Source organism: Ruegeria arenilitoris (assembly GCF_013031355.1).
In the GTDB taxonomy this organism is placed as follows: domain Bacteria; phylum Pseudomonadota; class Alphaproteobacteria; order Rhodobacterales; family Rhodobacteraceae; genus Ruegeria; species Ruegeria arenilitoris_C.
The window spans coordinates 61,322-73,226 of the sequence record NZ_WPZO01000003.1 but is presented as its reverse complement, the minus strand read 5'-3'; the positions used below and the strand labels follow the sequence as shown (position 1 = coordinate 73,226).

Here is an 11,905-nt window from a genome sequence, read left to right as displayed (position 1 = left end):
GTCCTTTGATCGTGCGTTGAGTATTGCGCATCACTGAACGGTCAGTTTGAAGAACTCGATCAACTGGCCGTTGGGATCGGTGATCTTGAGCAGATGGATACCCGGTTCTTCGATGATTTCCGGCGCAGTCACACCGGCAGAGGTGGCGCGGGCTTGCAGCGCTTCCAGATCGGCGGATTGCAGGTAAGGGACCGCGCCCGAACCTGCCTCGGATCCCGGTGCATATTTATCCCGCGACACGATAGCGAACCAGCCGCCAGCCACATCGAAGGCCACGAAATCCGGTAGGCCAACCGCCGGCTTACTGTCGAACAGGGCGCGGTAGAAGGCTTTCGACCCCTCCATGTCGTCGGTCGGGATATATGCGCCCATGGCCACTATCGGCGCGTCGCCTGAGGATTTCGCGTCTTCGGCGACGACTGCAGCCGGTAGGGCTGCGGCAAATGTTAGGGCAATGAAACGTCTCACGGTTAGACCTCCTTTTTTGGTGTATTTCCTGCTTCTACCGCGTCAATGCTGACAGCGTGTTGTCAGCATAGAGTCAGTATGATCTGCTCTATCGAAAGGAGATCCCATGAGGCGCGGCGACAGGCTATTTGAAGTCATCGAGATACTGAGACGCGCCAAAGGGCCTATCTCTGCCCAGTCCATTGGTGAAGAATTGGGCGTAACAAAGCGCACGGTTTATCGCGATGTTGCGGCGCTGATCGGTCAGGGCGTGCCAATCAACGGTGAGGCCGGGGTCGGTTACGTGTTGGAGCCCGGCTTTCATATGCCTCCTCTGATGTTGACCCCGGACGAGATTGAAGCCGTGACGCTTGGCGTGCTGTGGGTTCAAACCCGGGGCGAGCCCGAGCTGGCGCTGGCCGCTGAGAAACTGATCACAAAACTAAAAGCCGTCGCGCCGGACAAATACCGCACGTCCTTTCTTCAGCCGACCGTCAGCGTCGCGCCTGTCGACCAGCCGGATGAAGTGCTTGGCTCGGCGGCCATTCGTCTGGCCATTCGGCGCCGAAAGAAGATTGCGCTGAGTTATTCGGATAACTCAGGCCAGAAGACTCGTCGGGTAATCTGGCCAATACTACTGGGTTATCGGGACACCAGCCGTATTATCGCTGCCTGGTGCGAAATGCGTGAGGGGTTTCGTTACTTCCGAACCGAAAGAATCCTTGAGGCGGAAGTGCTCGAGGACAGTATTCCGCAGCGCATGGACCTCCTTCGCGCCGAATGGCGCAGCGCGACAGATGCTGAGCGGAAGCGCTATGAAGACGGGACATGAGACGGAATTTGGAAGGCTGCGTACGGGCTGTTTTTGAGGCAGCTGCAGCGCAGTGACGCGCTATGTTAGCAACGACCGGTTTGGGCCGAGTCCACTTGCGGAGTGCAAATAGTTGTTTCGGCAGGTTCGTTTATTGCTTCGCGTTCTCAAATTATTCGGTACTTTTCGGCCTGAACATCCAAATGTCGGATTAGAACTCTTGGGATGGACGGCTAAAACCTACTGTGATCCTATGCTGTCGCAGTTCATGGGCACTCAATGCGATCAGCTTCGTATATTGTTGGTATTTTTGTAGCCGTTGCCGCCAGCATTGGCCTTTATTTTGTTTCTTACCAATACTTCGTTTCGGAGGAGCTTTCGAAAGCTCAAGGCCGGCTCTCTCTCTACCAAAGCTCGGTAAACAGCGAACTCGAACGTTTTTCCCACCTCACATATGTGCTGTCACAGGATTCCTTTGTAATTGGAACAGCTGAAGGAGAAGGCACCGGTACTTTAAACCGACGCTTCGAAGATTTTGCGGAGCGGGCGGGGCTGGATGCGATCTACCTGATGGACGAAGACGGGATCACGATTGCCGCATCGAACTACCGCGACAATGGGAGCTTTGTTGGCCAGAACTACGCTTTCCGCCCGTATTTCCAAACTGCCATTTCTGGTGCACAGGGCCGCTTTTATGCCATCGGGGCAACGACCGGTCTGCCGGGTTATTTCATTGCCAATGCGGTGCTTGACGACCAGGGAGCTCCAACTGGTGTCATAGCGATTAAGATCGATTTCTCTGATCTGCAGGATAGTTGGAAAAACTCGGGCGAACAGGTTCTTTTGGCCAATGAAGACGGTGTCGTTCTGCTGTCTTCGAACTCGGATTGGCAATATCGCGCGTTGACGCCATTGTCAGCACCACAGCAAGAACGGATTCGAGATGCCAGGCAGTTTCCGGGGCAAGACTTAGAGGCGCTGGATTGGGTTGAGTTGCCGGGGGACCAGGCCAGAATAGCGGGGACAAAACGCCTGCATCTTGCGGCTACGGAATTACCCCATGGGTGGTCGCTTCACTATTTTGCAAGTGACGATCAGGCCGTAGCGCGCAGTTGGCTTGTAACAGCAGTTTTTGTCCTTTTGGCAGGGCTCGCATTTATCTTCTTCCAGATACAACGCGCAAGACGCGTAAGCGCGGCCTTGGCGCGGTCCGAAGAAGAAGAAGCAAAGCTGCGCGAGGCAAATGAAAGGCTCGCCATCGAAATCGACGACCGTAAAACAGCCGAGCGGAGCCTCAAACGCACCCAAGGCGAGTTGGAGCGCGCAAGCCGACTGGCGGCTCTGGGGCAACTTTCCGCGTCGGTCACGCATGAACTGGGCCAGCCCATCGCTGCGATGCGCAATCATCTGGTGGCAGCAGAGATCTCGTCTTCCGGTCAGACCAAGCTACCACAAAAAATCGGAAGCCTTGTTGACAGGATGGAAGGGATCACGCGCCAATTGCGGTTTTTTGCACGGTCAGAGAGTGAGGCGTTCGACGACGTAGACTTATGCACTTCGGTCCACGCCGCTTTGGCTCTGGTTGCGCCAAACATCGAGCAGGGTAAGGTGAAAATCTCAATTGATGCGCCGACCGGTCCGATCTTTATCCGGGGCAGTGCTCTGCGGATCGAACAGGTCATCACTAATCTTTTGCGCAATGCGATTGATGCTATGGACGGAGCGGATGCGCCTGAAATCCATATCGCTGTCATGGCTTCTGATAATGAGGCCGTGTTGGAAATTCAGGACAACGGCCACGGGTTGGGCGAGGCAACGCTGGCTGAGTTGCAAGAGCCATTTGTAACCACAAGAGAGAGCGGGAGAGGCATGGGCTTGGGACTGGCCATTTCCACCAGCATTGTCAAAGATCACGATGGCACAATGACGGCCCGAAATCGCGATGGCGGCGGAACGATTTTCCGTGTCACCTTCCCAATGGCCTCAATTACTGAAGAAACGGACGAATGACCCAGCAGCAACCCTTCAAAGTTCTGGTCGTTGACGATGACAAATCGATGCGACAGTCTCTTATCGAGTTGCTCGAAGCCGCCGACTGGACTGTCAGCGCCTTACCACGCGCGACACAGGTGACTGAACACCTGGCCAACGCCTCGCCCGATGTCATTCTGTCCGACGTGCGTATGCCCGGCATGTCGGGACTTGAATTGCTGGCCAGCCTGGACAGGCATGTGGCGCCGCCGGTGGTATTGATTTCGGCACATGGTGACATCCCGATGGCTGTTCAGGCCATACAGGACGGGGCGTATGGGTTCATCGAAAAGCCATATGAACCACGGCGATTGCTGACGGTGCTGAGGCACGCGGCTGAACAAAACCGAATGCGGAAAAGCAATGCCCGTCTTAAAGACCGGCTGTTCAAACTGTCAGGGCTTGACCGCATTCTGCTGGGTCAAACAGACGCCATTACAGACTTGCGACAAGAAGTACTTGATCTTGCCGATACATCGGTTGCTGTTTTGTTGCAGGGAGATACGGGCACCGGAAAAGAGCTGGTTGCCCATGCTTTACATGATTTGGGCCGCTCGCCAGAGGCACCGTTTCTGGCGCTGAATTGCGCCGCATTGTCGGCCGATACGTTTGAAGCGGAAATGTTCGGCGTCGCAGGTGAGTCCGACGGAAGGCTTGTGGCGGCATCGGGCGGGACCTTGTTTTTGGATGAAATCTGCTCGTGCCCACCAGCGGCGCAGGCCAAGCTACTAAGGGTCATCGAAGATCAGCAGGTGCTGCCGGTGGGCGCTGTGTCACCGGTGCCGGTAAGCTTCAGGGTCGTGTCAGCAACCAACGAAGATGTCGTACTGGCAGCCGAGGAAGGCCGCCTGCGTCAGGACCTATTGTTTCGATTGAATACTGTCGTCCTGTCCTTACCTCCGCTACGCCAAAGACGGGATGATCTGGTTCTGTTGGCAACGCATTTCTTGAACGAATACGCGCAGGTTTATGAGATAGACGCGCCAGAACTCGATCAGGACGATTTGGCCGCTCTGCTTGCACATGACTGGCCCGGCAATGTGCGTGAATTGCGCCATGTTTGCGAACGGCGCATTTTGGCGGCCCGACGCGGAGGAGGGTCGGTGGCGCAGGCTATCCAAAGCGATCAGCACTTCGACGAAGTGCCGGATACGCTGCGCGAAGCCGTTGCTGCTTTTGAACGCGAGCTCATCGGCAAAGCCATCAAGGCGCACAAAGGCCGCATGGATGCCGCCGCCGAAGCGCTTGGGATTGGCCGCCGGACGCTAAACGAAAAGATCGTCAAACTCGGTCTCGATAAAGAGGCGCTCTTGTAGGAGGATACACTCTGCGGATATCCGCAGAGGACCCGAAATAATACGCGCATTTTCCTTCATAGGCAGGCTGCTGCGCATCCTGAATACTCCACCCAAGCGAATTGCGTGATCTGGGAGGAGCCATTATGCGCAAACATCTTAACCGGGCGGCCATCGCTGCCCTGTCGCTGACCGTTGCATCCGAAGCACTGGCTGTCGAATGGAACGTTTCCCTGTGGGGCAAGCGTCGTGCCTTTACCGAACACGTCGAGAAACTTGCCGAACTGGTGAACGAAAAGACCAACGGTGAGTTCACACTCAACATCAGCTATGGTGGCCTTTCGAAGAACAAAGAAAACCTTGATGGAATTTCAATCGGTGCGTTTGAAATGGCCCAGTTCTGCGCGGGCTATCACCGCGACAAGAACCCCTCGATCACTGTCTTGGAATTGCCTTTTCTGGGCGTGACATCCCTTGAACAGGAAGTCGACCTGTCGATGGCCGTCTATCAACATCCGGCCGTTGTCGAGGATCTGGCCCGATGGGACGCGACTCTGCTGATGCCTTCGCCGCTGCCGCAGTACAACCTTGTTGGTGTCGGTGAAGCGCCGAAATCTCTAACCGATTTTGAAGGTCTGAGCGTACGGGCGACAGGTGGTATCGGCAAGGCGATGGAGACGGTTGGGGCAGTTCCGACCTCGATGTCCGCATCCGAGGTGCGTCAGGCAATGGACAGCGGCATCGTCAAAGCGGTCAGCTTTGCGCCACACGCGCATATGTCCTTCGGCACCATTGAAAATGGCACGTGGTGGACGACGAACCTCAACCCCGGCACCGTCAACTGCCCTGTCGTGGTGAACACGCTGGCGCTGGAAGATCTATCTGACGAACACCGCGAAGCTCTGCTGGGATCGGTGGAAGAGGCACTGGATCACTACGTGAGCCACTACCAGACCAAAACGATGGAAGCGTGGGGCCCTGAGCTTGATCAACGCGGCATCGAACGGGTCACTTTCAGCGATGAAGAAATCGCAGCGTTCAAAGAAGCTGCTGCCGCCCCCGCGGCCGAGGCCTGGATTGCAGAAAACACCGAGCGTGGCCTGCCAGCACAAGAGCTCTATGACCTTGTGACTAGTAAGATCGCAAACGGCAGCTAATCCACTCACAACCCGGCGTCAGCCATGCTGGCGTCGGGTGCCTTTTCCCCTGACAGCGGAGTACAACGATGGCCGGGTCATCCCTGGTGCTGTCCGACGACAGCCGTCTCAGCATTCTCGATCAACGCCTCTACAAACTGGAAAGCTTTCTGGCTCTGATCAGCGGTCTTGCAGTTTTCTCGCTGATGGTCATGGCCGTAGTCTCCGTTGGTGGTCGGAATTTCGCCAATGCGCCACTTCCCGGTTATGTAGACTGGATCGAGCAGGCCATGCCGCTAATCGCCTTCATGGGGATTTCTTATGCGCAGCGTGATGGCGGTCATATCCGAATGGACATGGTTGTTGGAGCTCTTAGAGGCCGGACGCTCTATATCGTTGAGTTTGTCACAACCGCCGTCATTCTAGCGCTGATCGTCTTGCTGATCTGGGGGAGCTGGGCGCATTTCGCACGCAGCTTTGACTTTGGTGCTCCACTCTGGAGCCGCGACAGCTCGATCGACATAGGTATCCCGCTGTGGCCCGCAAAGCTGTTGGCCCCCGTCGCCTTTAGCGTGCTTTGCCTAAGGCTTGCTCTACAGCTCTGGGCCTACGGTCGCGCGATCAGGCACCCCGATCAGGCACCTATTGCCGTCCCGCTAATAGCCGATGCAGCCACTCAAGCTGCAATGGAAGCCGAGCACGTCTCGGGCCACGACAACTGAGGTTAAATCTGATGGAACCCATTGATATTGGTCTGATCGTCTCGGGCGGTATGCTTGTTCTTGTGGTGTTGGGGATGCGGGTGGCCTTTGCCGCCGCGACAGCTGGCATGGTTGGTTTGATCTGGATCTTTTGGGCCAAGTTTGGGTACGACCCTGCGCGGTTCGGCAAGGCTGTGACTGTGGCCGTCAAAACAGCGGGGCAGGTGCCGCACTCCAAGATTTCAAGCCAAGCGTTGAGCCTTATCCCCACCTTCATCCTGATTGGCTACCTCGCCTACTATGCGGGCCTGACCAAAGCACTGTTCGAAGCCGCGAAGCGTTGGCTGGCATGGGTCCCCGGCGGGCTGGCGGTTTCGACCGTTTTCGCAACCGCTGGGTTTGCGGCGGTATCCGGGGCCTCGGTCGCCACTTCCGCAGTGTTCGCCCGTATCGCTATCCCCGAGATGCTGAAGATCGGCTACGACAAGCGTTTTGCTGCAGGTGTCGTCGCTGCAGGCGGTACGCTCGCCTCGCTCATCCCGCCTTCGGCCATTCTGGTCATCTACGCGATTATTGTCGAGCAGGACGTGGGCAAACTGCTGTTGGCCGGGTTCATCCCGGGCATGTTCTCGGCGGTGATTTATGGCTTGCTGATCATTGGCATGGCCGTCGTGATCAAAGGATTTGGTCCCGCAGTCACCGGATTTACATGGAAAGAACGTTTCCTCTCGTTGCCGCCCGCATTGCCCATCGTGATTGTCGTCGTCACCATCATTTTCTTTGTCTACAACCCGTTCGGCGGCGATGCCTGGGGTACGCCAACCGAAGGCGGCGCAATTGGAGCATTCGTGGTGTTCCTGATGGCGCTGTATCAGGGCATGCGCTGGTCCGAACTCAAAGATGCGCTTTTGGAAACCGCCAAGCTGAGCGTAATGATCTTCACGATCATCTGGGGCGTGTTGGTTTACGTTCGTTTTCTTGGTTTCGCCGAACTGCCAAGTGCGTTCTCCGACTGGATCACCTCGCTTGAGATGTCTCCGATGCTAATCCTGATCTGTATTCTTTTGGCTTACGCTGTACTGGGCATGTTCATGGATGCGATAGGTATGCTGCTGCTGACGCTGCCGGTAGTTTATCCCGCCGTCATGGCGTTGAATGGTGGTGAAGCCGTAAGCGCAGCCGATAGCACCTTCGGTATGTCCGGGCCTATGTGTGCTATCTGGTTTGGCATTCTGGTTGTCAAAATGGCCGAGTTTTGCCTGATCACCCCACCCATTGGGTTGAATTGCTTTGTCGTTGCCGGCGTGCGTGATGACCTAAGCGTTCAGGATGTTTTTAAAGGTGTAACACCTTTCTTTCTGGCGGATGCCGCGACTATCGCGATGCTCGTTGCGTTCCCCGCAATCGTTCTGTGGCTTCCCGGACAGGTTTGAATCACATGGGATGATTTTGGAGTGCGGTATGCCGGTGCAGCCTAGGACTGGATCAGTCAGATGAGGCTGCTCACCGCCGATCGAACAGCTCTCTAAGATCAATGCAATCCCTCTGTAAAAAAAGAAACGCACACTTTAAGTTGGATCACTTTCCATCAGAGGGAATGAGACAATCATTTTCCGAAACTTCGAATGCCACAGAGTGCGTTACCGAAACCCGTGCGGAGGAACATATCCTCCGAGAACTTCTTCGATGAGTTCCGCAAATTCGAGTGTCGTGTTGTCGTTTAGAAAATCACCTATGATCTGCAAGCCGACCGGTAGACCTTCGTGCGATAACCCCGATGGAACGACGGTTGCCGGAAAACCCAGCAAACTGGCAAACCCGCACCAGAATAGTTGGGAGAGGTAAGGGACGTCTCGACCATTTACATTGAGCGTAGCGTCAACAAAGTTGCCGCCATTGTCCGTTTGATTGTGTGGAAAGGCCGGAATGCCCATGGGCGGCGTGAGCAGCACGTCATATTGCGAAAAGAAGTGTGACCATACGCTGCGCATCCGACAGCGGGTTTCGTTTGCGGTGAGCCATTGTGCATGCTCGGCCACAAGTCCACGCTGCCAATGCGCGTTAATGCTGTCGTCATTTGGATCGCCAGCTGCAACGGCTGCTTTGACTGAGGCGCGGACATCGGGCGGAAGAACAATCGATGCGGTAATCAGATCAATAAAAATGCTAAAGGCCGCGGACAGTTCATCTTCGGGTTTGGTATAGGTCACAACTGCGCCGGCCTCTTCCAACCTTCGAATAGCTTTTGTCAGGTGCTCGCACATCTGGATGTCTGTTTCCGAAGCGGAGTCGTCCAACAAAACCGCGACTCGAAACTCTTCTATTTTGCGACCCTGGCGAGGAGGAAGCGACAAGCTCCACCCCTTATCACAAATCTCATCTGGGCCGATCATATAGGGAAGCACCAATGAGAGATCCTGCGCGCTGCGGGCTATTGGGCCAACAACGGCCATGTCGGGTTCGGCAACTGTTCCTGGCGGGCCAGGAATATGACCGCGCATCTGTGTGATGCCATGTGTAGGCTTATGGTCGAAGATGCCGCAGAAATGAGGCGGGACACGAACAGAGCCACCAAGATCGCTGCCGATTTCAAAAGATGTCAGTCCAGCAGCTGTCGCGGCAGCGGGCCCACCGCTTGACCCGCCCGGAGTCCTGGAAACGTCCCAGGGATTGTTGGTCGTCCCAAAAAGCGCGTTGTAACTTTCAAAACCTGCGACGAAGCGCGGCACGTTTGTCTTGCCAAAAATGACGACACCTGCGTCCAGCAACCTTTGAACTTCCACCGCGTTTTGAGAAGGCATAAAGCCTTCCAATTCAACCGCGCCAGCTGTGGCAGGAAGGCCTACAACCTGAAAAGCGTCCTTGATCGTCATTGGCAGCCCGTCGATTGGGCTGAGTGTCTCACCGCGTGCGCGTCTGGCATCGCTCGATTTTGCTTGCTTGGTGGCTTGCTCGACGTTCATCGCGACAATGGCGTTCAACACTGGATTGTGCTTTTCAGCCCGCTCAACGTAGTGCTGTAGCAACTCCACGCTTGAAAAGCTGCCAGAGGCCAAACCTTCTGACAATTGGGTCGCAGTTCTGAGCCCTAGTGGATCGGAAAGAGACGAATTATCAACCGTGCCGTCAGAGTCCGGTATCTCTCTGTCTTTTGTCATTTTTCCGGCTCCTTCAAACAAGAGTCCCTCACCTGTTTGGTAGTTTAGACTAATTGTTCTTTCTCCAAAAATTCGGCTTTGTCGCAAACTCTGAACGAACCTGTTAGGTCGACTGAGATTTGGTAGGCGCGTGCTCAAAACAGACAGGGGCAGGCCGTGACAATCTCATTCAAAGGCGCTCATTTCCCAAGGGAGGTGACACTACACGCAGTGTTTTTCTATCTTCGTTATTCAGTGTCCTACCGGGATCTGGAAGAAATTCTGGCTGAGCGACGCGTTTCGGCTGATCACGCTACGCTGAACCGATGGATCATCAAATACGCACCTCTGGTCGCTGACCGGGCGCGTCGTAAGAAGCGTTGCTGCGATCGATCCTGGCGAATGGACGAAACCTACGTGCGCGTCAAAGATGTATGGGTCTACTTGTACCGTGCTGTCGATAAACACGGTAAGACCCTTGATTTCATGCTGTCCAAACGGCGGAACACAGCTGCGGCAACGAAGTTCTTCGCACGTGCGCTTGAGGTAAACGAGCTCCCCAAAAAGATGGTGAGGCGGAAATTCCTAAACAACATCATTGAACAAGACCACCGATTTATCAAACGCCGGATCCGACCAATGCTCGGCTTCAAATCGTTTGAAGCTGCTTCCGCTACGCTTGATGGGATAGAAGTTGCGTAGATGATACGAAAGGGTCAGTTGGGACTCGGAATTTGCCCGTTCAAGAAGTTTGCGGAACTAGCCATCTAATAAATAGCAAGTTACGAGCCGCATTCAGACTTCAGAAAAGAAGGCGACAAAGCCAGGTCGCTTGAGTGAGAAACCGGAACGGAATGAAACCGTGACAGGTCCATTCCGCTGACGTCTATCACGGTTGTTGCGCGAAAATCCTGAAGTTGAGAGAAAAGACAAAGGTCCGAAGGATGAGTTTCCGAAACCGCCGCTTGCAGCACCAAGCCGCTGCCGCATAAATTCAAACAGACGCCGAACCAGAGCTTCCGTTACGAAACTGCCAACGCATTCTGAACAATTCTGACGACGGACAGCTGAGACTGGTTCGATGCTGTCTGCGCGCGCTGTTGTCGAAGGACAGTCAGAGTAGATTGTGCCGGGAATTTCAGTTTGCTAACGTCAATTACGCGCTGGGGAGGGCGTATACACCTATATGTTGGACTATTCGCACAACATCTGGCTTGTGGCGGCCTCTTTGGCCGTGGCGCTGATGGCCGGATTTACCGGCCTCTATCTGACTCATGGCGCATCCCGGCTGGACAGCCAGCGCCGCAAGCTTGTGGTTGCTTTGGCAGCGATCATTCTGGGCGGCGGTATTTGGTCGATGCATTTCGTTGCCATGCTAGGCCTGCAGTTGCCGATACTGTTTTACTACGACGCTCTGATCACTCTGATCTCTGCGCTCGTCGCCATCTTGATGGTTGGGCTGGCGCTGCTGTTGTTGCATTTCCGCCCACGTACACCTCAGAACTTGATCGGCTCGGGGGTGATCGTGGGGCTGGGGATCGTGGTGATGCACTACGTCGGCATGGCCGGAATGCAGCTATGCCGCCCTGTGTACAATGTTCTGGATGTTGCTCTGGCGATGTTGGCCTCGGTGATCCTGTCGGTTGCGGCCATTTGGGTTGCTTATGGCAACCGCACGCAGCGCAATATCCTGCTGGGCACAGTTTGCTTTGGGTTGGCTGTCTTCACCATGCATTTTGTTGCGACCGGGTTGACCAATTTTGTTGCCACCGACAGTGCGGGGGGCGCGGGGCCCGCGCTGGACAATCAGGTTCTGGCGATGGGTGTAACCGTTTCGGTTTTTTTGATTTGTGGAGCTTTTCTGCTGACCGGGATCTCGTTCATTGAACCCGAAGAAAAGCTTGTGCCCGAACGCACCCCGGAACCCACGACCCTGCGCGCCGGTGTTCCGTTCGAGCGTGAAGGCCAGACATTTTTCACCGAGCCCGCCAGCATTGCCGCCATCCGGGCCGAGGGGCATTATACCGTCCTCTACATGGGGCCTGAGAAATTGTTCTGCCCGTGGTCGATTACCGAGGCTGAAACCCGCCTGCATCCCGATGGATTCCTGCGCGCCCATCGAAGCTATCTGGTGAACCCCAAACACATCTCGGGTTTCGAGCGGCACAAGGACAATGGTACCTGCTATTTCGATGGTGTCGACGCGCTGACCAAAGTGCCGGTCAGTCGGTCCCGCCTGACTGATATTCGCGACGCGCTGGGCCTCTGATCGCAACTCGTGCAGCCCATTCGCATTTCGTGAAACAAGCTGCGCGCCCCGTTTCCGCTGGCTGGAAGCGCTGAGCGC

General features: G+C 55.4%; 9 protein-coding genes and 1 pseudogene. 8 read left to right on the top strand and 2 right to left on the bottom strand.

The window, feature by feature from the left end:
- Positions 1 to 30 precede the first annotated feature (30 nt).
- Complete coding sequence (locus tag GOX63_RS08835; protein ID WP_170325614.1) at positions 31 to 468, bottom strand: VOC family protein; 438 nt, start codon at positions 466 to 468, stop codon at positions 31 to 33.
- Positions 469 to 574: 106 nt separating this feature from the next.
- On the opposite strand from GOX63_RS08835, the gene GOX63_RS08830 reads away from it, so the two are divergent.
- From GOX63_RS08830 to GOX63_RS08805, 6 genes are all read left to right on the top strand, one after another.
- Positions 575 to 1,279 carry a helix-turn-helix transcriptional regulator gene (locus tag GOX63_RS08830; protein WP_170325613.1) on the top strand — a complete coding sequence of 235 codons (705 nt, stop codon included), beginning with the start codon at positions 575 to 577 and terminating at the stop codon, positions 1,277 to 1,279.
- A 258-nt stretch (positions 1,280 to 1,537) separates the two neighbouring features.
- Complete coding sequence (locus GOX63_RS08825; protein ID WP_170325612.1) at positions 1,538 to 3,268, top strand: sensor histidine kinase; 1,731 nt, start codon at positions 1,538 to 1,540, stop codon at positions 3,266 to 3,268.
- Positions 3,265 to 4,605, top strand: a complete 1,341-nt coding sequence (locus tag GOX63_RS08820; protein WP_170325611.1) for a sigma-54-dependent transcriptional regulator — start codon at positions 3,265 to 3,267, stop codon at positions 4,603 to 4,605. The genes GOX63_RS08825 and GOX63_RS08820 overlap by 4 nt, the downstream gene beginning before the upstream one ends.
- A gap of 125 nt (positions 4,606 to 4,730) precedes the next feature.
- A complete protein-coding gene (dctP, locus tag GOX63_RS08815; RefSeq protein ID WP_170545572.1) occupies positions 4,731 to 5,741 on the top strand; it encodes a TRAP transporter substrate-binding protein DctP in 1,011 nt (336 codons plus the stop codon).
- A gap of 68 nt (positions 5,742 to 5,809) precedes the next feature.
- Positions 5,810 to 6,442, top strand: coding sequence for a TRAP transporter small permease subunit (locus tag GOX63_RS08810; RefSeq protein WP_170545569.1), 633 nt, complete (start codon positions 5,810 to 5,812; stop codon positions 6,440 to 6,442).
- Between the two features lie 11 nt (positions 6,443 to 6,453).
- Complete coding sequence (locus GOX63_RS08805; RefSeq protein ID WP_155148143.1) at positions 6,454 to 7,854, top strand: TRAP transporter large permease; 1,401 nt, start codon at positions 6,454 to 6,456, stop codon at positions 7,852 to 7,854.
- Positions 7,855 to 8,061: 207 nt separating this feature from the next.
- On the opposite strand, the gene GOX63_RS08800 is transcribed toward GOX63_RS08805, so the two are convergent.
- Complete coding sequence (locus tag GOX63_RS08800) at positions 8,062 to 9,579, bottom strand: amidase (RefSeq protein ID WP_170545566.1); 1,518 nt, start codon at positions 9,577 to 9,579, stop codon at positions 8,062 to 8,064.
- A gap of 156 nt (positions 9,580 to 9,735) precedes the next feature.
- Here GOX63_RS08800 and GOX63_RS08795 point away from each other — a divergent pair.
- Both GOX63_RS08795 and GOX63_RS08790 read left to right on the top strand, forming a co-directional pair.
- A pseudogene (locus GOX63_RS08795) lies at positions 9,736 to 10,329 on the top strand (IS6 family transposase).
- A gap of 415 nt (positions 10,330 to 10,744) precedes the next feature.
- Positions 10,745 to 11,827: an MHYT domain-containing protein gene (locus tag GOX63_RS08790; RefSeq protein ID WP_170325607.1), complete on the top strand. Its 1,083-nt coding sequence runs from the start codon at positions 10,745 to 10,747 to the stop codon at positions 11,825 to 11,827.
- The last annotated feature ends 78 nt before the right edge of the window (positions 11,828 to 11,905 follow it).